Source organism: Winogradskyella sp. SYSU M77433 (genome assembly GCF_029911945.1).
In the GTDB taxonomy this organism is placed as follows: domain Bacteria; phylum Bacteroidota; class Bacteroidia; order Flavobacteriales; family Flavobacteriaceae; genus Winogradskyella.
The window spans coordinates 186540-212623 of sequence record NZ_JARYTG010000007.1 but is presented as its reverse complement, the minus strand read 5'-3'; the positions used below and the strand labels follow the sequence as shown (position 1 = coordinate 212623).

Annotated in this window: 25 protein-coding genes and 2 pseudogenes; 18 read left to right on the top strand and 9 right to left on the bottom strand. The window is 32.3% G+C overall.

What is annotated here, in order from left to right; genetic code table 11:
• Nucleotide 1: 1 nt before the first annotated feature.
• The 3 genes from QGM60_RS14965 to dnaA all read right to left on the bottom strand — a co-directional run bounded on the left by QGM60_RS14965 (nt 2) and on the right by dnaA (nt 3364).
• A complete protein-coding gene (locus QGM60_RS14965; protein WP_281141055.1) occupies nt 2-1393 on the bottom strand; it encodes a PQQ-dependent sugar dehydrogenase in 1392 nt (463 codons plus the stop codon).
• Nucleotides 1394-1459: 66 nt separating this feature from the next.
• Entirely contained in the window at nt 1460-1924 is a 465-nt protein-coding gene (locus QGM60_RS14960; RefSeq protein WP_281141054.1) for a low molecular weight protein-tyrosine-phosphatase, read from the bottom strand.
• A 12-nt stretch (nt 1925-1936) separates the two neighbouring features.
• Nucleotides 1937-3364: a chromosomal replication initiator protein DnaA gene (dnaA, locus tag QGM60_RS14955; RefSeq protein WP_281141053.1), complete on the bottom strand. Its 1428-nt coding sequence runs from the start codon at nt 3362-3364 to the stop codon at nt 1937-1939.
• Nucleotides 3365-3563: 199 nt separating this feature from the next.
• Between dnaA and QGM60_RS14950 the strand changes: the two genes are divergently transcribed.
• Nucleotides 3564-3971 (top strand): thioesterase family protein, encoded by a 408-nt coding sequence (locus tag QGM60_RS14950; RefSeq protein ID WP_281141052.1) that lies wholly within the window; start codon nt 3564-3566, stop codon nt 3969-3971.
• Here the strand turns inward: QGM60_RS14950 and QGM60_RS14945 are convergent.
• Genes QGM60_RS14945 through ribD form a run of 4 tightly spaced genes read right to left on the bottom strand, consistent with a single transcriptional unit; the run spans nt 3966 to nt 7035 of the window.
• Nucleotides 3966-4568: a YigZ family protein gene (locus QGM60_RS14945; RefSeq protein ID WP_281141074.1), complete on the bottom strand. Its 603-nt coding sequence runs from the start codon at nt 4566-4568 to the stop codon at nt 3966-3968. The two genes, QGM60_RS14950 and QGM60_RS14945, sit on opposite strands and share 6 nt — an antisense overlap.
• Nucleotides 4569-4571: 3 nt before the next feature.
• Nucleotides 4572-5423: a DMT family transporter gene (locus QGM60_RS14940; protein ID WP_281141051.1), complete on the bottom strand. Its 852-nt coding sequence runs from the start codon at nt 5421-5423 to the stop codon at nt 4572-4574.
• A 3-nt stretch (nt 5424-5426) separates the two neighbouring features.
• Nucleotides 5427-6038, bottom strand: coding sequence for an HAD family phosphatase (locus QGM60_RS14935; RefSeq protein ID WP_281141050.1), 612 nt, complete (start codon nt 6036-6038; stop codon nt 5427-5429).
• Nucleotides 6031-7035, bottom strand: coding sequence for a bifunctional diaminohydroxyphosphoribosylaminopyrimidine deaminase/5-amino-6-(5-phosphoribosylamino)uracil reductase RibD (gene ribD / locus QGM60_RS14930; protein ID WP_281141049.1), 1005 nt, complete (start codon nt 7033-7035; stop codon nt 6031-6033). Before ribD ends, QGM60_RS14935 begins: the two co-directional genes overlap by 8 nt.
• 33 nt (nt 7036-7068) lie before the next feature.
• On the opposite strand from ribD, the gene QGM60_RS14925 reads away from it, so the two are divergent.
• The 7 genes and pseudogenes from QGM60_RS14925 to QGM60_RS14895 all read left to right on the top strand — a co-directional run bounded on the left by QGM60_RS14925 (nt 7069) and on the right by QGM60_RS14895 (nt 13291).
• Entirely contained in the window at nt 7069-7560 is a 492-nt protein-coding gene (locus QGM60_RS14925; protein WP_281141048.1) for a GNAT family N-acetyltransferase, read from the top strand.
• Nucleotides 7561-8463 carry a peptide chain release factor N(5)-glutamine methyltransferase gene (prmC, locus tag QGM60_RS14920; protein ID WP_281141047.1) on the top strand — a complete coding sequence of 301 codons (903 nt, stop codon included), beginning with the start codon at nt 7561-7563 and terminating at the stop codon, nt 8461-8463.
• A 93-nt stretch (nt 8464-8556) separates the two neighbouring features.
• Nucleotides 8557-9138, top strand: a complete 582-nt coding sequence (locus QGM60_RS14915; protein WP_281141046.1) for a TIGR00730 family Rossman fold protein — start codon at nt 8557-8559, stop codon at nt 9136-9138.
• Nucleotides 9139-9142: 4 nt separating this feature from the next.
• On the top strand, nt 9143-11587 hold the full coding sequence (ligA, locus tag QGM60_RS14910; RefSeq protein ID WP_281141045.1) for an NAD-dependent DNA ligase LigA: 2445 nt from the start codon (nt 9143-9145) through the stop codon (nt 11585-11587).
• Nucleotides 11580-12044 (top strand): annotated as a pseudogene (locus QGM60_RS14905) (exonuclease domain-containing protein); the annotation flags it as partial. The gene ligA and the pseudogene QGM60_RS14905, both read left to right, overlap by 8 nt.
• A 174-nt stretch (nt 12045-12218) precedes the next feature.
• Nucleotides 12219-12455, top strand: a pseudogene (locus QGM60_RS14900) (BRCT domain-containing protein); the annotation flags it as partial.
• A gap of 98 nt (nt 12456-12553) precedes the next feature.
• Complete coding sequence (locus QGM60_RS14895; protein WP_281141044.1) at nt 12554-13291, top strand: hypothetical protein; 738 nt, start codon at nt 12554-12556, stop codon at nt 13289-13291.
• Between the two features lies 1 nt (nt 13292).
• On the opposite strand, the gene QGM60_RS14890 is transcribed toward QGM60_RS14895, so the two are convergent.
• Both QGM60_RS14890 and QGM60_RS14885 read right to left on the bottom strand, forming a co-directional pair.
• Complete coding sequence (locus tag QGM60_RS14890; protein WP_281141043.1) at nt 13293-14207, bottom strand: metallophosphatase; 915 nt, start codon at nt 14205-14207, stop codon at nt 13293-13295.
• A 4-nt stretch (nt 14208-14211) separates the two neighbouring features.
• Nucleotides 14212-14973 (bottom strand): 5'-nucleotidase C-terminal domain-containing protein, encoded by a 762-nt coding sequence (locus QGM60_RS14885; protein WP_281141042.1) that lies wholly within the window; start codon nt 14971-14973, stop codon nt 14212-14214.
• Nucleotides 14974-15043: 70 nt separating this feature from the next.
• Here QGM60_RS14885 and QGM60_RS14880 point away from each other — a divergent pair, with 70 nt between their 5' ends.
• From QGM60_RS14880 to QGM60_RS14835, 10 genes are all read left to right on the top strand, one after another.
• Nucleotides 15044-15562, top strand: coding sequence for a hypothetical protein (locus QGM60_RS14880; protein WP_281141041.1), 519 nt, complete (start codon nt 15044-15046; stop codon nt 15560-15562).
• Nucleotides 15563-16447 carry a 4-hydroxy-tetrahydrodipicolinate synthase gene (dapA, locus tag QGM60_RS14875; protein ID WP_281141040.1) on the top strand — a complete coding sequence of 295 codons (885 nt, stop codon included), beginning with the start codon at nt 15563-15565 and terminating at the stop codon, nt 16445-16447.
• 108 nt (nt 16448-16555) lie between these two features.
• Nucleotides 16556-17356, top strand: coding sequence for an outer membrane protein assembly factor BamD (gene bamD / locus QGM60_RS14870; protein ID WP_281141039.1), 801 nt, complete (start codon nt 16556-16558; stop codon nt 17354-17356).
• 12 nt (nt 17357-17368) lie between these two features.
• Complete coding sequence (locus tag QGM60_RS14865; RefSeq protein ID WP_281141038.1) at nt 17369-17695, top strand: DNA-directed RNA polymerase subunit omega; 327 nt, start codon at nt 17369-17371, stop codon at nt 17693-17695.
• Nucleotides 17696-17702: 7 nt separating this feature from the next.
• Entirely contained in the window at nt 17703-18914 is a 1212-nt protein-coding gene (gene coaBC, locus QGM60_RS14860) for a bifunctional phosphopantothenoylcysteine decarboxylase/phosphopantothenate--cysteine ligase CoaBC (protein ID WP_281141037.1), read from the top strand.
• Nucleotides 18907-19794 (top strand): DUF4835 family protein, encoded by an 888-nt coding sequence (locus QGM60_RS14855; RefSeq protein WP_281141036.1) that lies wholly within the window; start codon nt 18907-18909, stop codon nt 19792-19794. The genes coaBC and QGM60_RS14855 overlap by 8 nt, the downstream gene beginning before the upstream one ends.
• Nucleotides 19795-19893: 99 nt before the next feature.
• Complete coding sequence (gene recN / locus QGM60_RS14850) at nt 19894-21546, top strand: DNA repair protein RecN (protein ID WP_281141035.1); 1653 nt, start codon at nt 19894-19896, stop codon at nt 21544-21546.
• 47 nt (nt 21547-21593) lie between these two features.
• Nucleotides 21594-22412 (top strand): SDR family oxidoreductase, encoded by an 819-nt coding sequence (locus QGM60_RS14845; RefSeq protein WP_281141073.1) that lies wholly within the window; start codon nt 21594-21596, stop codon nt 22410-22412.
• An 80-nt stretch (nt 22413-22492) separates the two neighbouring features.
• On the top strand, nt 22493-24217 hold the full coding sequence (locus QGM60_RS14840; protein WP_281141034.1) for an FG-GAP-like repeat-containing protein: 1725 nt from the start codon (nt 22493-22495) through the stop codon (nt 24215-24217).
• 136 nt (nt 24218-24353) lie between these two features.
• Nucleotides 24354-26084 (top strand): choice-of-anchor J domain-containing protein (locus tag QGM60_RS14835; RefSeq protein ID WP_281141033.1); only part of this gene is annotated, 1731 nt, incomplete at its 3' end.

Sequence of the window (26084 nt, the reverse complement as noted above, 5' to 3'; positions counted from 1 at the left end):
ATTAATTGATAACAAGTTTTTTGGTGATTTCTTTATCGTCTTCAGAATTAATTTTTACGATGTAAAAACCACTTTTCATATTTGAAATTTCAATACTGGTAAAGGTATCGTTTTTATCTTTTAGAATTGATTTAATTAACTTTCCTTGAATGTCATAAATTTTTATGTCAGCTGATAAACTATTCAGGTTATTTGAAAAATCTAAATGAAGTATATGGCTTGCAGGGTTAGGATAGATTGATATAGAATCTAATGTGTTTTCGTTAATGCTAAGTGTATTGTCTATTATTTTGTAGATACTACCATTAAGGTCGGCAACATATAGTTCGTTATTCACATCTTCACCAAAGGCTACCCAATTTCCAGAAAAAACTTCATAAGTTGCGTTCCAACTTCCTCCTTCAAAATTCAAATATCCAATTTCTTGAGTGCATAAGTCAGCAAAAAAATACAAACCATTCATATTAGAAAAAGTAGAACCTCTGTAAACATAACCTCCAGTTATAGAACATCGACCACCAGAATGTGCATATTCATAAATGGGAAAGGTTAAAGTGCTGCTATTTGGGCAGCCTGTTGTGTTATAAGTATTGTTGCCTTCATAGCACCTCCAACCGTAATTAAGTCCAGCTTCAGTTATTGCAGCTTGGTTTATTTCTTCTCTTGCGTTTTGCCCAACATCAGCAATCCACAGATCGTCCGTCATGCTATCAAAAGAAAATTTCCACGCATTTCGTAAACCATAAGCCCAAATTTCCTGATTCACAGTAGTGTTGCCTACAAAAGGATTGTCTGAAGGAATATCATAAGGATTTGAGGCTGTAGAATTGTTAACATCAATTCGTAATAATTTTCCCAGCAATGTGTTAAGACTTTGCCCATTATCATCAGGATCACCACCAGAGCCGCCATCTCCACTAGAAATATATAGGTAACCGTCAGGACTAAAATGAAGTTCACCTCCATTATGGTTACTGTAGGGTTGTGTGTAAGTCAAAATGATTAATTCGGAATTTGGATCAGCAATTTCTGGGCTAGTACCAATTCTAGAAAATCTCGAAATTACCGTATCTCCTGAATTGTTAGTATAATTAACAAAGAAATACCCGTTAGTAGCATAATTAGGATGAAAAGCCAAGCCTAAGAGGCCTTGCTCATTCCCGACACTTCCAACTAGAGATGTTATGTCCAAGAAATTTGTTGATTCAGTAGTACCATCAGAATTTACAATTTTTATAATGCCATCTTGTTCCGCAACAAAAAGTCTATCATCTCCAGCATGTTTTATGTTTACAGGTCTATTGAAACCTGTAGCAAAAGATTCTAAATCTATATCTTGAGAAAATGAAATGGAAAAAAATAATATAGATATAAGCGTAAATAATTTTTTCATAGCGTTAATTTTTGAGAGTTAACGTATTGAAATTACAAAAAAATAAAAGAATGGAAAGAATTACTGCTATCGGTTAGCTTTTATTAACTTACTAGCTATGAGTTCTGAAGTATTTTTAATTAAATAAAAAACATGTTCAAAATCGCGCATGTCTCCGTAATAAGGGTCAGGAACATTTTTATTGGAAATAGAAGTGTTTTCTTCTAGAAATAATTTCACCTTACCAATATCTGCATTGTTGCGAGCTAAACTAACAATATTGTTGTAGTTGGATTGATCCATTGCAAAGATGTAATCAAAAGTATCAAAGTCAGATACTTTGAATTGTCTAGCGCTTTGCGTACTAATATCTAAGCCGTGATTTCTAGCTACTTTAATCGAACGATGATCGGGTGGATTTCCAATATGATAAGCACCTGTGCCAGCAGAATCTACATAAAATAAATCTTCTGGTAATTTTGATTCCATGACACCATGTGCTAATGGCGAACGGCAAATATTACCCAAGCACACCATTAAAATGCGAGTCATAATCTGTGATTATTAAAGTGATAGCTTTTTAGAAAGATCTTCAACATACTTTCTAAACTGCTTGTCGGTTGAAGATAAATTATCTACAGTTTTACAAGCATGAAGTACGGTTGCATGATCGCGTTGCCCAATTTGAGAACCAATACTAGCTAAAGATGCTTTTGTATATTTTTTAGCGAAAAACATAGCTAATTGTCTAGCTTGAACAATATGTCTTTTACGCGTTTTAGATTGTAGAGTACTGACATCCATTTGGAAATAATCAGAAACTACTTTTTGGATGTAATCAATAGAAACTTCACGCTTGGTATTCTTAACAAATTTCTCAACAATATCTTTAGCAAGATTAATTGTAATCTCTTTTTTGTTGAAAGAAGACTGAGCGATTAATGAAATAATTGCACCTTCAAGCTCTCTTACATTTGTTTTGATATGTTTAGCAACATACTCAACAATTTCTTCTGGCATTTCAACACCATCTCTGTAAAGCTTATTTTTAAGGATAGAAACTCTTGTTTCAAAATCTGGTGATTGTAATTCAGCAGAAAGTCCCCATTTAAAACGTGATAATAAACGTTGTTCAATATCTTGCATATCAACAGGAGCTTTATCACTTGTTAGGATAACCTGCTTACCATTTTGATGTAAATGATTGAAGATATGGAAGAAAACATCCTGAGTACCTGTTTTACCAGATAAGAACTGAACGTCATCAATAATTAAGACGTCTATAATTTGATAGAAGTGAATAAAATCATTTCTATTATTTTTCTTAACCGAATCAATATACTGTTGCGTAAATTTTTCGGCAGAAATATATAGTACAGTTTTTTCTGGGTATTTGTCTTTAATATCAACACCAATAGCATGAGCTAAATGTGTTTTTCCAAGACCAACACCACCAAAAATCAAAAGCGGATTAAATGATGTGCCACCTGGTTTGTTAGCTACAGCAATACCTGCGTTTCTGGCTAATCTGTTAGAATCACCTTCTAAGAAATTTTCAAAACTGTAACTCGGGTTTAATTGCGATTCAATTTTTACATTTCTAATTCCAGGAATTATAAAAGGATTCTTTAATTCAGGACTTTTATTATTAAAAGGCACATCTACATCTTGAGACTTAACTGCAGATCTGTTAGAGCTTGGTATTTTTTCTGTAAAAGGTTGCTTGTTGCCATAGGTGTTTTCCATCTTAATAACATACACCAATTTAGCATCTTCACCTAACTCTTTTGTAAGGGCAACTTTAAGGATTTTTACATAGTGTTCTTCAAGCCACTCATAGAAAAATTTACTAGGTACTTGAATACTCAAAGCATTACCGGTAAGTTTAACAGCTTCTATAGGTTCAAACCATGTTTTGTAGGCTTGTGGTTGTATATTATCTTTTATAAATGCGAGACAATTACTCCATACAGATTGCGCTGTGATCTCCATGCTCTAAGTTAAATTTTTCTGTGTTAGTTAGATTAGCAAAAAAAAAGAGAATAGGGATTCTCTTGTTGTTTTGAACAGGACAAATATGTGAACAAAATTCTTAAAAAAAAAATCAAATATCATTGAATATTTAGAAATTTTTCCCCATGTTTAAAACATCTTTAAATCTACAAAATTTTTCTTAAACCAAGTTATAAAAATGAATTTTAATGAGACAAAAATAAGGGTGCGTTATGGTGAAACAGATCAGATGGGTGTGGTGTACCATGCCAATTACGCAGTCTACTTTGAAGTCGGTAGAACAGAGTGGTTACGAGAGTTTGGCTTGAGCTACAGTGGGATGGAGGCTGATGGTATTATGTTGCCAGTTGTTTCGTTAAACATAAATTACAAAAATTCAGCACGTTACGATGATGTTCTTAAAGTAAAAACTATGCTTAAGAAGATGCCTACAGCATCTATTGAATTTTATTATGAATTAACCACGGAATCAGGCGTTTTACTGGCGACTGGGAGTACTGTTTTAGCATTTATTGATAAAGAGAGAAACAGGCCAACAAGATGCCCAAAATATCTTTTAGATAAACTGCAAGATTATTCGTTATAATTCAGTGATTTTTACTCCGTAAAATTCACTAAAAAGTTCAAACACATTAGAGCTGTTGTTTTTTCTGACAGATATTTCCAACAAACAGTTAAGTTCTAATTTTTGATTGATGATTTCAACGTCATTTTCTTTCAATAATCGCATCACTTTACTCATGTTTTTATATTCAAATTTTAAAGTGAAATTTTTATTGATGGTTTTTTCAACAATCTTAGCTGCTTCAAGTGCTAATTGAGCACTCGTTTTATAGGCATTGATTAAACCACCAACACCAAGCTTAGTTCCACCAAAATAACGAACAACAACTACTAGCACATTTGTGACTTCAAAAGACTGTATTTGTCCGTAGATAGGCATTCCAGCAGAATTGTTGGGCTCTCCATCATCATTGGCTCTGTATTGTATGTCCTCAATACCTATTTGATAAGCATAACACCAGTGTCTTGCATTATGATGTTGCTTTTTTAAGGTTTCGATATGATTTTTAGCTTGGTCTTCATTAGTAATAGGAAATACATAGCTATAAAACTTACTACCTTTATCTTTAAATAATTCTCCTTCAGCTGATTTGGTTATGGTTTTGTATATGTCGTCCATCATTTAATTTAAAGTCACTAAAATTATTGAGATTACAGCAAGTAGAATACCAGCCCAATTGGTTTTTGAAAGATGCTCTTTAAAGAAAATTAAGCCTGTTAATGTAGATAACATTACTACACCAACATTATTTACGGTAAATAGTGTGGAGCTTTCAAATAGTTCATGATCTAATGCTTTTAAAAGAAAGTAAATAGAACCATAGTTAATTATGCCAAGTGTAAGGCCGCCCAAAATAGCTTTCAAAGTAATGTCGAATTCACGTTTTATAACTAAAATAATTATACCTAAAATTGCTGCTATGCCAAATATTGAAGCAGAAAAAAGCGGAATACTTTTTTCTGGTACGTAAGTAGTTTCAATATATTTTATTGTGGTGTCTATTGTACCAGAACCAAAAAAGAGAATAATAGGTAACAATAGATTCTTTTTAAAGTTTACGTTTGAAGAAGACTTTACCGAAGTGAGGTAAACAGCTACTAAAGCTAAAACAATACCGAGTATTTTTTGTAGACCAGTACTTTCATGATAAACATAAATACCAAAAATTATAGGTAAAACAACACTCATTTTTGAAGCCACTGAAGCTACTGAAACTCCATTGTTCTGTGCCGTTTTTGCCATAACAAAAAAGATGCTTATAAATAAGAAACCTAAAAATAGTGCTCCTAAAAACCAATCGGATTTTATGGAATTTACTGGTGTTATTTTTTCTTCAAAAGAGAATAAGCCTATAGCGCAAGCAACAAAATAGTTGAGTACAATAACTTGTAGCGTGCTAATGTTGTATTTATTTATGGTTTTAAAAACCACAAAAATAAGTGTGGAACAAAGTATACTTAGTAATAAATACATAGACTAGAATATGTGCTTATTAATTTCGAAAAGATTAATTACATCTTCTTTAGTTTCGTCAATATTCCAAACATTGATACCAAGCTTGTTGGCGGTATCAGTATTTTCTTTTGTGTCATCTACAAAAAAGCATTCTTGAGGATTTAGGTTGTTCTCAGACAATACAAACTCATAGATATCTGCATTGGGCTTTCTTAAATGGATTTCTTGTGATAAATAAAAAATATCAAAACAGTTTTTGAACTCATCAAAGAAATCAACTTGAGATTTCACATAATCGATATGCATATGGTTGGTATTACTCAATAATATGAGTTTATATTTCTTTTCTTTGGATAAAGCTTTTAAAAAGTCTAATCGGTATTTTGGAAAATCTTTAATAATGAAGTTCCATGCATCAATGATTTGCTTTTCACTCAAGTTAGGAAACTTATTAGAATAAAAAGCAATAAACTCATTTGTTGAAATTCTGCCAATTTCATATTGAATATTGGTTTGAATCATGTCGTCATCAAATTCTTCCAATTGAAAAAGCGTCAAGGCATTTTGCATTGCGCCTTTTTTGTCTAAATTGATAAAGACATCTCCAAAATCGAATATTAATGTGTTAATCATTGGTGTAAATTCTTAATGTATCTTTTTTTATTTTAGTCTCAGAAATCAAATTCCCTTCAAAATCAGGTGCTTTAATCCCAGATTTAAATTCTGAATTACCGATAAACACCCTAGCTTCGTCCCAAATATCTTCTTCTATAAACGTTTGAAGTGTTTTAGAACCACCTTCAATAATTACAGAGTTTATGGAATTTGAATGAAGAAAACTCCCGATTTGATACGCTATTGGCTTTTCAAAATCAATATCTTTTTCGGTAATTGTTATGGTTTCTGCTTGTGTGTTAAAAACAGAAAAAGAAGTGTCTAACTTAGAATTACGGTCTAGCACGATTCTAGAAGGATTGTTTCCACACCAATCTCTAACAGTTAAGCTTGGGTTGTCTTCAATAACAGTATTGGTGCCAACTAAAATAGCTTGTTCTTCAGCGCGCCATTTATGTACTAATTGTCTAGAATAAATATTGGTAATCCAAACAGGTTTTTGTTCATCTTTTGTTTGCGGAGCGATAAATCCATCTTTGGTTTCTGCCCATTTTAAAATAATATATGGTCGTTTCTTATTGTGAAAACTGAAAAAACGTTTCAAATGTTTTTTGCAATCTTTTTCAAGAACTCCAACAATGACACTGCACCCAGCATCTCTTAATTTTTGAATGCCTTTTCCAGCTACTTCAGGATTATCATCGATACAACCAATAACCACATTTGGAATTTTGTTCTCAATAATTAAATCGCTGCAAGGAGGTGTTTTACCATAATGGCTGCACGGCTCTAAAGTGACGTAAATTGTGCTTTTGGATAATAAGCTTTTGTCTTTTACAGAATTGATAGCATTAACTTCGGCATGGGCTTGTCCGTAAGGACTGGTAAAACCTTCTCCAATGATTTTTTTATTGTAGACAATAACAGCACCAACCATAGGGTTTGGTCGCGTAGTACCTAATCCATTTTTAGCAATTTGCAAACAACGATTTATATATTTTTCGTGTATCTTCATCCCGAATTTCAGGATGTAAAAATAACAAATAAAGTGAGCAATAATAACTTTGTCATTCGCGAGATACAAGTGCAAGATGATGCTAAAATAGCTAAGGCTATTAGAGCAGTTTTAATAGAGTATGGAGCACCAAAAGTTGGCACTGCCTATGAAGATGCGGCTTTAGATTGCATGACAGAAACTTACAGCAAACCTAAAAAGAGATATTTTGTTGTAGAAAAGGATGGTAACATTTTAGGAGGTGCTGGTATTGCATCATTAGAAAGTTATGATGGTAACGTTTGTGAATTGCAAAAGATGTATTTTATGTCTGAAGCCAGAGGAAAGGGGCTTGGTAGCTTGATGATGAAAACCTGTCTCGATTTTGCAAAATCAGAAGGCTTTGAGCAATGTTATCTTGAAACTTTGCCTTATATGACAGAAGCTAGAAAATTATATCACAAAGTAGGCTTCAAAAGTTTAGATCAACCGCTTGGTAATACAGGGCACTATTCCTGTACAGAATGGATGCTAAAGGATTTGTAAATGAAACTAATTGAATTAAAACATATTTTTCATCAAGAACTTGATGATATTTACGGAAAGGATGAAGTGCAGAGCTTCTTCTTTTTGTTAACAGAGCACTATCTAGATATTTCTAGGGTTAAATTGGCTTTAGAGCCTAATACTACCATAATGAAGTCTGAAGTTGATACTTTTTTCAAAGTTTTGGAACGTTTGAAAAATCAACAACCTATTCAATATATCTTAGGTGAAACTGAATTCTACGGATTACAGTTTAAAGTGAATAACAACGTGTTAATCCCAAGACCAGAAACAGAAGAGCTTGTGGATTGGATTATAAAATCTCACGTTGAGCAAAGTCGAAACATTGATGAAGAAATTAATATTCTAGATATAGGAACAGGATCAGGTTGTATTGCAATTTCACTAGCAAAACATTTGACTAACGGTAATGTTTATGCTTTAGATGTGTCTGAGTCTGCATTGAAGATTGCTAAAGAAAATGCAGAACATAACAATGTAGACATTCGGTTTATAAGAGGTAACGCGCTCAATTTGGTAAATGAGATCTTCTTTTCTTTTGAGAAAGATATCTCGCAGAAACAGAATGGGCTTTTTGACATTATCGTATCAAATCCACCATATGTTAGGGAATTAGAAAAGCAAGAAATAAAACCAAATGTTTTAGACAACGAGCCACATTTGGCATTGTTTGTAGAAGATGATAATCCACTAATTTTTTATAAAGCAATTACCAATTTTGCTGTTGATAAGTTGAAGCCAAATGGTTCACTCTATTTTGAAATTAACCAGTATCTTGGACGAGAAACAGAGCAACTTTTAAAGGATGTTAATTTAAAAAATGTAGAATTACGAAAAGACATTTTTGGTAACGATAGAATGCTTAAAGGAACTAAAAAGTAAAATTAATTATATTCCTGAGTGTCACACTGAGCTTGTCGAAGTGTAAGCAGGAACTTCAATAAGTCAAATCTATATTATCACTACAATATAACTATGAATAGTATATCAGTTTTTTGCGGAAGTAGCGAAGGAAATGATAAAGATATAATCAATACCGCATTCAAACTAGGAAAGACTTTAGCGGAAAGACAGATCACATTAGTGTATGGTGCTGCAAAGATTGGTATAATGGGTAAGGTCGCTGAAAGTCTTATTGAGAATGGAGGTAAAACCATTGGTGTTATTCCGACGTTTCTTAAAACCAAAGAAATTGTTCATACTGAGCTTACTGAATTAATAACCACAGAGAACATGCATGATAGAAAAATCATTATGTATGAAAAAAGTGATGGATTTATAATTATTCCAGGTGGTTTTGGTACTATGGACGAATTTTTTGAAATCACTACTTGGGGTCAACTCGGCTTGCATACAAAGCCAATAGGCATTTTGAACATCAACGGTTATTATGATCCGCTTTTAGAACAATGTAAGGTTATGGTGAATAGAGGTTTTTTAAAACAGGAAAATTTAGATGCTGTAGTTGTGGATGATACTATTGATGGTTTACTCAATAAAATGAATAATTACAAACCGTTGCCAGCTCCTAAATGGTTGAATAAAGAAGGTTTATAAATAAATGGATATTAAAGAAAAAATACAATCCTTAAGAGACGAACTTCGTCAACACAATTATAATTACTACATACTCGATAATCCTACAATTAGTGATTACGAGTTCGATATAAAACTAAAAGAACTTCAAGCACTAGAAGATGCGCATCCCGAATTTTTCGATGCTAATTCTCCTACGCAACGTGTTGGTGGTACTATAACAAAGAATTTCAATACGGTAGTTCACGATTTTAGAATGTATTCTTTGGATAATTCCTATTCCAAAGAAGATTTACTCGATTGGGAAAAACGTATCAAAAAGATAGTTGATGGAGACCTACAATATACTTGTGAATTAAAGTATGATGGAGCTTCCATGAATCTTACTTACGAAAATGGTAAATTAATCAGAGCTGTGACTCGTGGAGACGGAGTTCAAGGAGATGAAGTAACCACTAATGTAAAAACCATAAGAACAGTGCCACTTCATCTTAAAGGTGATTTTCCGGAGCGTTTCGATATTAGAGGCGAGATTATCCTTCCGATAGAAGGCTTCATGAAAATGAATAAAGAGCGTATTGCTAATGACGAAGAACCATACAGAAATCCAAGAAATACGGCCTCAGGAAGTTTAAAACTTCAAGATAGTGCTGAGGTGGCTAAGCGACCTTTAGAATGTTTGCTGTATAGTATTAAAGGGAACAATTTAAATATTTCTACACAATTTGAAGGTTTAGAAAAAGCTAGAGCTTGGGGATTTAAAGTACCCAAAGAAGCCAAATTAGTCAATTCTATAGATGAGGTTTTAGACTATATTAGTTATTGGGACGAACATAGACACGAATTACCTTACGAGATTGATGGAGTAGTAGTAAAGGTGAATAGTTTTTATCAGCAAGATGAACTTGGTTATACCGCTAAAGCTCCACGTTGGGCAATGGCATATAAGTTTAAGGCAGAGCAGGTATCTACACGTTTAAATGAAATCACCTATCAAGTAGGTAGAACAGGCGCTATAACTCCAGTTGCGAATCTAGAACCTGTGGAATTGGCAGGAACTATTGTAAAACGTGCGTCTTTACATAATGCCGATCAGATTGAAAAACTAGACGTTAGAGTAGGAGATGAAGTCTTTGTTGAAAAAGGTGGTGAAATCATCCCAAAAATCATAGCTGTCGACCTCACTAAAAGACCAGAGAATTCCGCACCAACAAATTATATAACACATTGCCCAGAATGTGAAACAGAATTGATTCGTCTAGAAGGTGAAGCAAAACACTATTGCCCTAATAAGGTTGGTTGTAAACCTCAAATAATAGGTAGGATTGAACATTTTGTTTCAAGAAAAGCTATGGATATAGAGGGTATGGGTAAAGGGATAATCGAATTACTATATCATCATAATAAAATTAAAAACTACTCTGATTTATATTATTTAAAATTTAACGAGATAAATGGTTTAAGAATGTGGCTTGAAAATGATGAAGCTGGTTTAAAGAAAGATGGTCAGTTACAAGTTTCTCTTGATAAAGCTATTTTTGGTTTAAGTCATGGTTGGGGAAATCTTACCAAGAAAGAATCTTCACTTTTAAGTAATCAAATTACCAAATTAGAAGATTTATTTCAATTAAACAATTTTCCAAATAACGTCAATGAACGAAAGGTTAATAAGTTTTTAGACTTGTTGAATGAAAGGTTTTATACTATTGATTTGAATAATTACCTTCAATTTGAAGGTTATGTTTCACTGAATAAATTAATCGATTTAAAATTTGACTTATATCCTAACAATTTATTCAATTTTGATTTTCAAAATTTGAATTACATAGATGAATTATTAGGGAGTTCAATTACTGGTTTGGTTGATGATGATAGTAAACTTGATGAGTTTGTAACAAAAATAAGTGATAGAAACCGTGTTGGAATTCAGCAAACGACAGCAAAAAATATATTGGCAGCAATTGAAAAATCGAAAAATAAACCCTTTTATAAAGTTCTTTTTGCTTTAGGAATTAAAGATGTTGGTGAGGTTAATGCTAAAACTCTGGCTGAAAATTACTTATCTTTAAATAATTTGATTAATGCTAATTTAGAGGATCTAATTTCCATACGAGATATTGGCGAGAGTGTTGGTAATAGTATCAAGTCTTTTTTTAAAGATGAAAAGAATATAAAGAATATAAATAGGCTAAGAGAAGCTGGTTTGTCCTTTCAGATGGAGGAAAAGAAATTGACTTCAAAAAAATTAGAAGGACTTAATTTTGTTGTTTCAGGTAAATTTCAGGTTGATAGAAATCAGTTAAAAAAAATAATTGAGGATAATGGAGGTAAAAATTTAGGGTCACTTTCTAAGAATACCTCTTATTTAATTGTAGGAGAAAATATGGGGCCATCAAAGAAAATGAAAGCTGAAAAAGAAAACATTAGAATGATTAGTGAACAAGAATTTTTTAATTTATTAAATGATTGAGCATTATATTTCTTTTGACTTTGAAACAGCTATAGGAAAGAACCCTTGTTCCATAGGCATAGTTGAGTTTAAAGAAGGTAAGGTCATCAATGAATATTATACTTTAATAAATCCCATGGTTGAAAAATTCAACCCTTTTACTACAAGAATACATGGTATAACTTTAAATGATGTTAAAAAGGAAAAAACTTTTGATCTAGTTTGGAAAGAAATAGAGCATTTTTTTGATAATAGAATACTCATTGCTCACAATTCTAGTTTTGATTTATCAGTTTTAGAATTCTGTCTTAATAGATATAATATAGAAATGCCAAATTTTAAATGTTATTGTACACTAAGACTCAGTAGAAAAATTTTAAATCTCCAAAATTACAGATTAAGTACAATAAGTCAGTATTATGGTATAGTACAAAACAATTACCATAACGCTCTTGAAGATGCTCATGTTTGTGGTAGTGTTTTTTCTAATTTGTTACTAGAGGTTAAAAACATTGATGAAATTTTGAAAGATGACTATAAAGTTATAGACAGAAATAAAAGACATAGTAAACAATTAGATACACATATATTTGATAGAGATAAAGAAAAAGCAGTTTCATTAAGGATTGAATTTTTGAAATATTTTAATGTGCAATCAGATAAGCTTTTAGGGAAGAAGTTTGTGGTCACTGGAGTATTTGAATCTATATCTCGAAATGAATTAAAAAAACTCATTGAAGACAACGGTGCAAAAGTACCTTCTTCTATTTCATCTAAGACCAATTATTTAGTTGCTGGTGATAAAATGGGGCCTAGTAAACGTACAAAAGCAGAAAATTTAGGGGTTACAATACTCTCAGAGAGTGAGTTTTTAGAATTATTAAAGTAAAAACTTACAATATTTTACATTTTGTCGATAAAATAGGATTTTTTGTCGTTTATTTTGTTTGTGTTCTTATATTTGGGTCATTAATAAGGGATTAATTAATGACTACAACTAGAATCTTAAAAGTAATACTGTTACTTTTAGGTGGTGTTTTTATCTTGCTTCAAGCTTTTGCACTCGAAACAAAGGGAGCCGCCATAAGTACACTAATGCTTATTTTGCTGACCACATTATATTATGGATGGTCGGAAAAAAGAACAAAATACTTTTTTTGGTTTTTGTTACTTTTTACGATAGGCGATTTATTCAATTTTATATCTTATCATTTTCCATTAAATGAATGGCATGGTATAGATATTTATTATTACAGTACTAATATATTTTACATTCTTTCTTATACTACTTTGATAGTAAAATTGTTGAAAGATTTGAATGTACGGACTGTTTTCTCTAAACTTCCCATACCAATAATTGTTTTGGTAGTACTAGACGTTTTCTGTGTAACATTAGTAACTGCTGCCGCTGAAAATGAGTTGACAGTATATCAATATGCTTTAGAGTTTACGTACAATGCAGTTATAATGACATTGTTATCGGCAGCGCTTATTAATTATATGTATAGAAATGACAATAAATCGATGCTGCTTTTATTAGGATCAATCTTTATTTTCTTTTCTGAAATGATACAGTTAGCTTACTATTACATTTTAGAAAATAATAACAACCTAAGTTTTGTGTACTCTTTATTTCTTGTTGTTGCTTTTATTTTCTTCTACTTACAATCGCAATTGGAGTTTACAGGTCCAGAGCCAGAATATGTTGATGAGTTAGAGGCTTGAACTACACAATTATAGATGCTCCTTCAGCTTTAACGTCTTTTCCTGGTTCAAAATAAAAGTCAATTTTGCCTAGATAAAGTCCATAGCACCCAACTTGATTAATAAGAACATTTTTTCCAGCACTATTTTTTTCTATAGTAGGTTTTGGTAAAAACGTGTGTGTATGTCCACCTATGATAAGATCAATATCTTTTGTAGCTTTCGCTAAATTAAGATCACTAACACGCTCAGGAAACTTATCATAGTAATACCCAATATGCGATAAACAAATTACCAAATCACATTTTTGTTCTTCTTTTAAAATACGAGACATATCTTGAGCAACTTCAATCGGATCATTATAAACAGTCTCTTTATACATTCTTTTATCTACCAATCCATCGAGTTGAATTCCTAAACCAAAAATTCCAATTTTAATACCGTCTTTAGTGAAAATCTTATAAGGTTTCACATGTGTGTCCATAACGGTATTTGAAAAATCATAATTTGCTGAAACAAACTCAAATTTAGCATGCGGTAGTTGCGCATAAAGACCGTCAATACTATTATCAAAATCGTGATTACCTATAGTTGCTAAATCATAATTTAGCATACTCATAAGTTTAAACTCTAATTCTCCTCCATAATAGTTGAAGTAAGGTGTGCCTTGAAAAATATCACCCGCATCTAGTAGAAGCGTATTTGGGTTTTTTTTTCGGATAGAATTTACCAAAGTAGCTCTCCTAGCAACACCACCTTTATTGGCATTTCTGCCATCTTCAGGTCCAAAAGGGTCAATATGACTATGGACATCATTAGTATGGAGTATGGTGATTTTTTTTGTTTTTGGTGAACTAAAAGATTGTAGACCTAATCCGCCAATAGTTGCAAGAGCAGTTGCAGCTGTAGATTTTTGTATAAAATGTCTTCTTTTCATGGTGTTAATCTTCTAGTTTAATAAATCGATTATCTTTCTTAGGGTTCAAAGTATCTTTCTTTTTGAAATAATCAATTAGTACATTTCTTATTTTATAGTCTAATACATATAAGCTATCATTAGGGTGGAAAAATGTCATTCTATCACCTCCGTTATACAAATAATCATTCGTAGCTATGTAGTATGTTCTTTCTTCTTCAATAGGTTCTCCATTAATAAAAGCAGATTTAACACTAAAATCATTATTAAGCGTAAGTTGCACTTGTTTAGAAACAGGATGTGCGCGTTTTACTTTAGATAAGTAGTCTACAAGTTCAAGTACCTGTGTGCCTTTTAGAGCAACAACTACAACCGAATTGTCAAAAGGCATAACTTCATAAGCGGTTCTTGCTGTAATATTTCCTTTTGAAATAATGGATCTAATACCTCCGTGGTTTAAGATAACCAGATCAATGTTTTTTCCAGTTCGTTTATTAAAAACAGGGTTGCTTTCTTCGTAAACGGCATCTGCCATTAAATTACCAATTGCAGTATTAAATTCGCCGTCTTTTTTTGTGTAGGTTTCAGGAGAATAGGCGAGTGTGCTGTCAAGATCTCTGTTGACACTTTCTCGGTATGGTTTTACAAAATCCTCAATTGTTTTATCAGCAGTTATACTGTCATTGATTTCGAGACGTTCCCCTTTTATTTTTGAGAGGCTTAAATCTTCATTGCATGAAAAAATCAATAGCAATAAAAATAAATTCAGAATATATTTACGAGTCATTTAATAACTTAAAAATAGTTTGTAAAAAGTGTTGGTGCTTTTGTTATTTTTGCACAAAGGCTAAAGATAGATGATTTTAAAAGCATTTAAAGAAAAATCAATTCAAAAATATGTCAACAATTTGTTGGCAGAACGTAAAGCTAGTGTAAACAATGATAAAGTGAATACAGTTGCGGTATTGCTTAACGCTAGCGAGTTTCATGAATTTGAGGTCTTTAGAGTGTATTTTAAAGAATTGGGATTAAATTCTCCAAAAAATAATATCGTAGCCTTTACGTTAGACGATAAGCTAGATCATAACAAGTGGAACACTCACTATAGTCCAAAAGATTTTGGTTGGAAGGGGAAAGTAAACAATCAGGATTTAGAAGATTTTTTAAACGAACCTTACGATCTTTTAATTTGCTATTTTAAAAACGAGACGTTGCTTTTAGACTATATGACTGCAGCTTCAAAAGCTAAATTTAAAGTAGGCATTTCTAATTATGATGAACGACTTTACGATTTAATAATTGATGTTGTGCTGAAGGATATCAACATTTTTAAACAAGAATTAAAAAAATATTTAAACATTTTAAAAAAACTATAAATGACCAAATTCATAGGAACAGGTGTGGCATTAATTACACCTTTTAAAGAAGATTTAAGCATTGATTTTGATGCTTTAGAAAGACTGGTTGAATATAATATTGAAAACGGTACAGAATATTTAGTGATAAGTGGTACTACAGGAGAGAGTGTTACCGTTACCAAAGAAGAAAAAAAGGAGCTTATCAGCTTTATATCTAAAGTTAATAATGGTAGAGTACCATTAGTTTTGGGTATAGGTGGAAATAATACAGCAAATGTGATAGACGAAATTAAATCTACAGATTTGTCTACAATTGATGCAATTTTATCTGTTTCTCCATATTATAGTAAACCAACACAAGAAGGCATTTATCAACATTTTAAAGCAATTTCTGAAGCATCACCAAAACCAATTATACTTTATAATGTGCCAGGAAGAACATCATCTAATATGTTGCCTGAAACAACAATTAGGCTAGCTAAAGATTTTGAAAATATAATAGCGGTAAAAGAAGCTGGTAACAATGTTCAGCAGTATTACGAACTATTGAGAACTAAACCTGATGATTTTTTAATTTTATCTGGTGATGATGACTTAGCTCTTGGAGTAGCATTGGCTGGTGGATCTGGTGTTATTTCTGTGATTGGTCAGGCTTTACCTAAAGAGTTTTCTGAAATGATTCGTTTAGGAATAGCTAAGAAAGCAAAGGAAGCTTATGATATTCATTTTAAGCTAATGCCAATTACAGGATTAATATTTTCGGAGAATAATCCATCAGGAATCAAGGCTGTTTTAGATGGTTTAGATATATCAAAATCGCATGTGCGTTTGCCTTTAGTAGAAGCTACAGACGGTTTAAAACACAAGATTGCTGAAGAGCTAAAAGTTTTGGGTAAAAGTTAAACTTTCCATAAACTCGATTTATCACATAAATCAACACTTATTTTAGCGTATAATTTTTGTTTTTAAAATCCGTTAATAATGCGTAGTTTTGCATCCTATTTAAAATTTATGAAGAAAGCATTTTACATACTCTCACTCAGTATTCTATTTATTTCTTGTAGCGATTTTCAAAAGGCATTGAAGTCTGATGATATTGCAGAAAAATATAAGATGGGAACTGAGCTTTTTGATGCAGGGAAATACAATAAAGCATTTAAGTTGTTAGATCAGATTTTGGCAAGCTATAGAGGAAAGCCACAAGCTGAGAAGTTAACCTACATGCATGCTATGTGTTCTTACAAATTAGGTGATTATTATATAGCTAGTTACCATTTCGATAAGTTTACAGACATTTATCCTGATAGCGAAAAAGCTGAAGAAGCTGCTTTTTTATCGGCAAAAGGCTACTATTTTAATTCGCCAGTGTATTCAAAAGAGCAAAAGGAAACTGTTGAGGCTATTGAAAAACTGCAACTTTTTATTAATGCTTATCCAAACTCGGAGTATTTATCAGAGGCTAACACAATAGTTAAGGAATTAGACTTTAAACTTGAAAAAAAGGCTTTCGAAATAGCTAAACAATACGATCAGATTAGAGACTATAAAGCTTCAATAAAATCTTTTAATAATTTCTTGTTGGAATTTCCTGGTACATCTCTTAGAGGTGAGGCTATGTACTACAGACTTGATGCAGCCTACAATTTAGCTGTATTGAGTGTAGACTATTTAAAGCAAGAACGTTTAAACGAAGCTATAGGCTACTATAATACTTTTAAGAAGGTATATCCTAATTCAGAAATGATGGAAGATGCGACTTTAAAATACCAACAATTACAACAAGAGTTAAATACAATTACGACTAAAAGTTAATCTTAATAAACGATGGATTTAAAAAAGACAGATGCGCCAGTAAGTTCTATAACTTACAATAGAAATGAAATCGATGCACCAACAAACAATATTTATGAAGCTATTTCAGTTATTGCTAAGCGTGCAGAACAAATAAACACAGATATCAGACGTGAGTTAATAGACAAGCTTGAAGAGTTTGCTACTTACAATGATAGTCTTGAGGAAATTTTTGAAAACAAAGAGCAAATCGAAGTTTCTAAATTTTACGAAAAGTTACCTAAGCCACACGCTTTAGCAGTAAAGGAGTGGTTAGATGATAAGATTTATCACAGAAATACTGAGGATTCTCAGCAATAAACCTTAGATGTCTATTCTAAAGGACAAAAACATTTTATTAGGCATTACCGCAGGTATTGCCGCATATAAATCTGCTAGTTTAGTAAGATTATTCATAAAAGCAGGCGCTAACGTTAAAGTAGTTATGACGCCTGCTTCTAAAGATTTTATAACTCCACTTACACTTTCTACACTTTCTAAAAACCCAGTGCATTCATCTTTTGTTGATGATGAAAATGATGATGCGGTTTGGAATAACCATGTTGAATTGGGATTATGGGCAGATGTATTCATTATTGCACCAGCTACGGCAAATACTATGGCCAAAATGGCAAATGGTGTTTGCGATAACATTCTTTTAGCAACATATCTTTCTGCAAAATGCCCTGTTTATTTTGCACCAGCAATGGATTTGGACATGTATAAACATGAATCTACCAAGTCATCGTTTGATAAACTTATATCTTATGGTAACAAAATGATTCCTGCTGGAAAAGGAGAATTGGCTAGTGGATTGATAGGAGAAGGCCGTATGGCAGAACCAGAGGATATTGTGTCTTTTATAGAAAAAGACATTCTTAATCAATTACCATTAAGAGGTAAAACGATTTTAATTACAGCTGGCCCAACTTACGAAGCTATAGATCCTGTTCGTTTTATAGGGAATCATTCTAGCGGGAAAATGGGTTTTGAAATAGCAAATGCCGCAGCTAATCTTGGTGCAAAAGTTATTTTAGTAACTGGCCCAACACACCAAACTACAAAGCATAGTTTGATAGATGTTAAACCTGTTGTCAGTGCTCAAGAGATGTATGATGAGGTGCATCAGCATTTCAAAAATGTTGATGTCGCAATACTCTCTGCAGCTGTGGCAGATTACAGACCAAAAACAGTAGCTTCTCAGAAAATAAAAAAGAAGGAATCAACGTTTAGTATTGAGTTAGAAAAGACAAAAGATATTTTAAAATCTTTAGGAGAAGTTAAACAGAATCAGTTTTTAGTTGGTTTTGCTTTAGAAACTAATAACGAATTAGAAAATGCTAAAGGCAAATTACAATCTAAAAATCTAGATTTAATTGTCCTGAATTCTCTACAAGATAAGGGAGCTGGTTTTGGTGTCTCTACAAATAAGGTTACATTTATAACCTCTTCTAACGAAGTTATTGAAAACGAATTAAAGTCTAAGGCTGAAGTAGCTAAAGATTTAATGCAACAAATTTTAAAACAATTAGATGCGTAACATATTAGTTTTATTAGGTTTATTGATAAATTCTGTAGTGTTCTCACAAGAGTTAAACTGTACAGTAAATGTTATTGCGCAACAAACAGGAAATGACAATAATGTTGTTTTCAAAAATTTAGAGAAGCAATTAAACGAATTCATCAATAATACTAAATGGACCAATAAATCTTTTAGCCAGCAAGAACGTATTAATTGTAGTATGGTAATCAATGTCACTAGTTATGACAATGATTACTTTTCGGCTTCGCTTCAAGTCTCTTCATCAAGACCTATTTTTAAGTCTACTTACAGTTCGCCTGTATATAATTATAATGATAAAGATTTCAACTTTCAATATCTCGAATTTCAGAATTTAGTCTACAATCCAACGCAATTTGAATCTAACTTAATTTCTGTGTTATCATTTCATGTATATATGATTCTTGGAATGGATGCTGATTCCTTCGAACTTAATGGCGGTGATGAGTATTTTAAGCAGGCACAAGTTATTGCGAATTACTCTCAACAATTAAACGGACAAGGTTGGAAGCTCGAAGATGGTTTACAATCACGTTTTGCTCTTATAGATAATTTAATGTCGCCTACATTCAGTGAAATGCGTTCAGCAATGTATTCTTACCATATTCAAGGTTTGGATATTATGAATGAAGATACTAGAAAAGGAAAGGAGCAAATAGTAGCTTCGATTAAAGAACTTCAAAAAGTACATGGAAAACGTCCAAATTCGTACCTTATGCGTGTCTTTTTTGATGCTAAGGCAAACGAAATTATGGATGTTTTTTCTGGTGGTCCAAGTGTAAATATTAGAGATGCTATGGACATACTCAATAGGATTGCTCCAATGCATTCTCAAAAGTGGAGAAATATTAAATACTAAAGCAATTCTGCTTTTTGTTTTAAGGCATAGAAATACTAAAGTCGAACTTGTTTCAGTATTCCATAATATCTATTTTTGTACTAATTAATCTATCAACATTTGCTAACATCACTCTACATAAAAAACTACGCCCTTATTGATGAATTAGAGGTTAAGTTTGAAAACGGACTTACAATCATTACTGGTGAAACAGGAGCAGGTAAATCCATTCTATTGGGAGGTCTTGCTTTAGTGTTAGGAAAGCGTGCAGATTTAAGTCAGGTGAAAAATTCTGATGAAAAATGTATCATAGAAACCGTTTTTGATGTTGCTAATTACGATCTAAAATCACTTTTTAAATCTTTGGACTTAGATTACGAAGTGAATACTATTATCAGACGTGAAATTTTGCCATCAGGAAAATCCAGAGCATTTATAAATGATACACCTGTAACCTTAGATAACCTTGCGATATTGAGCGATTATCTTATTGATGTGCACTCGCAACATCAAACTATGCAAGTTACAGAAGATGATTATCAATTTAAGGTAATTGATGCTTTGGCCAAAAACCAAATTGTAATTGAAGCTTATTCAGGTATATTAAAAGATTATAAATCTCTTCAGAAATCTTTAGAAAAACTTCAGGTATCAAAAACTGAATTGATAAAAGAGCACGATTATAATTTATTCTTGTTTAAAGAGCTAAATGAAATTCAACTAGAATCCATCAAGCTTGAAGAACTTGAAGAACAATACGAAGAGCTTAATAATGTTGAAATTATAGGCGAGAAGCTAAGTATTGCAAAATCTATATTGAATACTGAAGATGTTGGAGTAGTAGATCAGTTAAATGCAGCAAAGCAAGAGCTAACAAGGATTTCGAGTTTTGGAAAATCTTACGAAGCTTTGAGAGAGCGTTTGTCTAGTATCAACATAGAACTAGATGATATATTAGTTGAGCTCGATAATCTTGAGGAAAAATTATCTTCAGATCCAAGAGAACTAGAAAGATTAAGTGAGCAACTTCGTATAGTAAATAATCTGTTTCAAAAGCATTCAGTTTCGGAAATAGACGATTTAATTACCATAAAAACAGAATTACAAAACAAAATTGACGATACTGAGAGTTTAGACGATAGTATTGCCGATTTAGAAAAGAAGATACACAAGCTTGAAGCAGAATTAAATCAAAAAGCATCTGAAATTAGAGCTAATAGAAAGAAAATAATTCCTTTGTTAGTCTCAAAGTTAGAAGCTATTCTTTCGGACTTAGGTATGCCAAATGCTAAATTCAAAATAGATCTTGAAGAATTGAATCATTTTACACCAAACGGAAAGGATGCTATTCAATTTTTATTCATGGCAAATAAAGGTTCTAACTTCAACGAGTTAAAGAAAGCGGCTTCTGGCGGTGAGTTATCGCGTATTATGCTGGCAATAAAATCTATTTTAGCAGATTATATTCAGTTACCAACTATTATGTTTGATGAGATAGACACAGGAGTTTCTGGTGAAATATCTAACAAAATGGGAGCTATCATGAAGAAGATGAGTCAAAGAATGCAAGTTTTCGCCATTACACATTTACCTCAAATTGCAGCTAAAGGAGATTCTCATTTTAAAGTCTTTAAAACAGATAAAGAAGACGTTACACTTACTCAGCTTAAAAAACTTAGTGAAGATGAGCGTATAGTTGAAATCGCTCAAATGTTGGGCGGTCTTAATGTTACGGAATCTGCTATGGCACATGCCAAACAATTATTGAATTAGTATTATATTTACCAACTATTTATTTTAACAACTGACTAAAAAATACAATTATGCATAATTTACTTAAAGGAAAAAAGGGAATTATATTCGGAGCATTAGATGAAAACTCTATTGCTTGGAAAACTGCAGAGCGCGTACATGAAGAAGGAGGAGAGTTTGTATTAACAAACGCACCAGTAGCTATGAGAATGGGACAAATAAATGCTTTGGCAGAAAAAACAGGTTCTCAAATAATTCCTGCAGATGCAACATCAGAAGAAGATTTACAAAATCTAATAGAAAAATCTATGGAGATTTTAGGTGGTAAAATTGATTTTGTATTGCATTCAATAGGTATGTCAATAAATGTTAGAAAAGGAAAACATTACACAGATCAAAATTATGCATGGACACAAAAAGGAACAGATGTTTCTGCGATGTCTTTTCATAAGGTAATGCAAACGTTATACAAAGCTGATGCTATGAACGAATGGGGAAGTATTGTGGCTTTAACCTATATGGCTGCGCAACGTGTATTTCCAGATTATAATGATATGGCAGATAATAAAGCTTATTTAGAAAGTATAGCGCGCAGTTTTGGTTATTTCTTTGGAAGAGATAAAAAGGTAAGAGTGAATACTATTTCGCAATCACCAACACCAACTACTGCTGGTAGTGGTGTAAAAGGTTTTGATGGCTTCTTAGCTTATGCAGATAAAATGTCACCACTTGGTAACGCAACAGCTATGGACTGTGCTAATTATACTGTAACATTATTTAGTGATTTAACTAGAAGAGTTACGCTCCAAAATCTTTACAACGATGGAGGTTTTAGCAATATGGGAGTAAGCGATGCTGTTATGGAAGCTTTTGTAGAAAAGGAATAGAACCTTTTGTAAAATTAATATAAAGCCATTATGCAAAAGTATAATGGCTTTTTTTATATTGCTTTTTTTAATTTTGAGGTATGAAGCAAAAACTACTATTCTTACTTTTATTTGTACTACCAAGGCTTATTATGGGACAAATTTTTTTTGAAGATGTTTCAAGTTTTTATGGGATAAATCAAACTACCGGTTTTTTTACCCTTGGAAATGGATTAAGTTTTGCTGATTACGACAACGATGGATGGGACGATATAACCTTAACTTCTGGTTCAGGTGAACCTCTAAGATTTTATAAAAATTATCAAGGTTTTTTTGTTGAACAGAACTTGTTAAGCCCTGCTATTAATTATCCTACAAGATCTGTTTTATGGGTTGATTACGATAATGATAATGATAAAGATCTATTTATTGCTAGTGACACTAATGGCAATAGATTATATGAAAATACATCTAACGGTTTTATAGATGTTACATTGAGCGCGGGTCTACCACTAGATAATTTATTTACTTATGGAGTTTCCTTTGGTGATATTGATAATGATGGCTGTTTGGATTTATACTTGTCAAATAGAACTTCAGGTACAACAATTACCAATTATTTATTTAAAAATAATTGTAATGGTACTTTTACTAACGTAACTGATCAAATAGGTTTAAGTAATACACCGGCACTAACTTTGTGTGCAGGATTTATTGATATAAACAATGATGGTTGGCAGGACTTATATGTAGCTAATGATAAGTTTTTTCCCAATATACTTTATAAAAATAATGGAGATGGAACGTTTACAGATATAAGTTTATCTTCTGGTACTGATTTAGTTTTAGATGCTATGTCTGTTACAGTTGAGGATTTTAACAATGATGGTTATTTAGATATATACATAACTAATACACCAAATAATTTCAGTACACCCTCAGCAGGAAGTGTATTGTTAAAGAACAATGGAGATGAAACTTTCTCAGACATATCGGTAAGTTCAGGAACACAGCTAGATAGTTTCTCTTGGGGATCCAGCTTCTTTGATGCAGAAAATGACGGTGATTTAGATTTGTATGTAAGTTGCTCTTACACTGTTTCAGATGGATATCCTTCTTATGCTTTTTATGAAAATCAATCAGACGAAACATTTACCTCACCAGATAATATAGGGTTCTTAAATAATGATAAAGCTAGCTTTGCAAGTGCTATAGGCGATATCGATAACGATGGTAAGGTTGATATACTTGTTAATAATAGTAATGCATTACCTTTTTTATGGAAGAACCAGACTAATAATACCAATAATTATTTAGTTGTAGAACTGAAGAGTACTCAAAGTAATAAGGACGCAGTTGGTACCTTGATTGAGATTTCAATAAATAATAACAAACAGTATAGATATGTTATGTTGGGTGAAAGTTATCTTGCACAAAATTCATCAAAAGAGTTTTTTGGTGTTGGTAATGCTGAAAATATAGACTATATAAAAGTTAAATGGCTTAGTGGAGTTGAAGATGTAGTTTACAATATTCAACCTAATCAACAGGTGTTAATAATAGAAGGAGATAATCTAGGAATTGAAGATAACATCATGAATAAAATTGATCTATTACCAAATCCATTTCAAGATAGATTATTTTTAACCTCTCGGTATATTATTGATTTTATTGAAATTTATGATTTATCAGGTAAAAAAATCTTAACACAAAGCAATTCTTCTAAGAGTTTAGAGTTAAATCTGAATTTTTTAACCTCAGGATTTTATTTTATTAAAGTTTTTTCTAAAGGTATTAGCTATTCCCAAAAGCTAATCAAAAATTAGATATTTTGAGTTAGGGTTACTTAAAATAGTATACAACGATTTTTTTTGTTTTTTATCGATTTACAATTTAATAACCTTTTGTTTATTCAATTTTAATATACTTTTAACAGTATTACTAACTTAAAATTAATTCTTGATGAAAAAAATTACATTTTTATTTATTGGAATTTTCACACTCTTTACTTGTTTTACAGTAAATGCTCAATGTGATTATTCAATTACTTTAACTGATGATTGGGGAGACGGTTGGAATGGCGTCTCTAGCATGGATGTATTGGTAGATGGTGTTGTAGTGTTGGACGATATAGGTGTCGCAGCTGATACTGAAACCTATACATTTTCTGTCTTGCCTGGTCAGGTTATTACAACTGCTTTCAATCCTGCAGCTACTTCTGGAAGTCCTGATTATGCAAGTGAATGTAGCTATGAAATTTTTGATGCTTCTGGCGTTTCTGTTTTTTCTGCAGGCTTGTCATCTGACCCTGTACATAATGGACCGGCAGATTTACTAGCTAGTGATAATATAACAGGATATTGTCCACCATGTGATTATACAATAACGCTAACTGATGATTGGGGAGACGGTTGGAATGGTGTCTCTAATATGGATGTATTAGTAGATGGTGTAGTTGTTTTGGATGATATAGGTGTCGCAACTGATACAGAAACATACACCTTTTCGGTACAACCTGGTCAAGTTATAACAACAGCATTTAATCCTGCAGCTACTTCTGGAAGCCCTGATTATGCAAGTGAATGTAGTTATGAGATTTTTGATGCAACTGGGACTTCTGTTTTTTCAGCAGGCTTATCATCAGATCCTGTACATAATGGTCCGGCTGATTTGTTAGTTTCTGATAATTTAGTAGGTTCTTGCCCTTCTTGTTTACAACCTTCTGATATATCTATAGGAGCTCTAATGGACACTTTTGCAGAATTAACTTGGACTGATGAAGCAGGTGCTTCATTAGGTTATGAAGTAGAATTAGGTAGTGTTGGTTTTGCAGTAGGAACTGGGACTTCTATTGATGGAGGTATGGTAGGACAAGGTGTTGGATCATTTGCTTCGACTATTGCTCTTACACCAGAAACAGGTTATGAATTTTATATTCGTTCAAATTGTGATATCAATGGATTTAGTGATTGGCAAGGACCTTATGCTTTTACAACCCTTTGTGCTGCATTTACACCAGATTATTTAGAAAGTTTTGATGTTGCTGTTCCTGCTTCATGTTGGAGAGAAGCAAGTGAAGGTAACCCAACAACTGGTCCTTCTGATTTTGGAATTGGATATTGGGGACACACTGCATTCTCACACATAGGTACAACAAACAATTCTGCTCGAATTAATTTGTATTATAATGATACAGAAGATTGGCTAATATCTCCTCTATTTGATTTATCTGGTGGAGGCTATGAACTAGTATATTCAGTTTCTCTTACAGATTTTGCGAACTCTAACCCGCCAGAACTTAACGGAATGGGTAGTGATGATGAAGTTCAGGTTTTGATTTCAGAAGATGGTGGAGCAACTTGGGTAAACCTTATAACTTATAACCAGTCAAATTATCCATCTCATACTGGAGATGTTGAAACTTTCGATTTAAGTGCTTATACAGGTACGGTTATGTTTGCTGTTTGGGCAACAGATGGAACGGTAGATGATGATGAGGATTATGATTTCTTTATAGATGAATTTATTGTTAGAACTCCGTTAGCATGTACTGTAGCAGTTGTAGATTCTTCAACAGTATCTGCGGATTGTTCTAATACACAATTTTATGTAGACGTAGATATTACTACAGTAGGTGATGCTACACAGATTACTGATGGTACCAATACTTATCCAATTTCAGGTACAGGTATT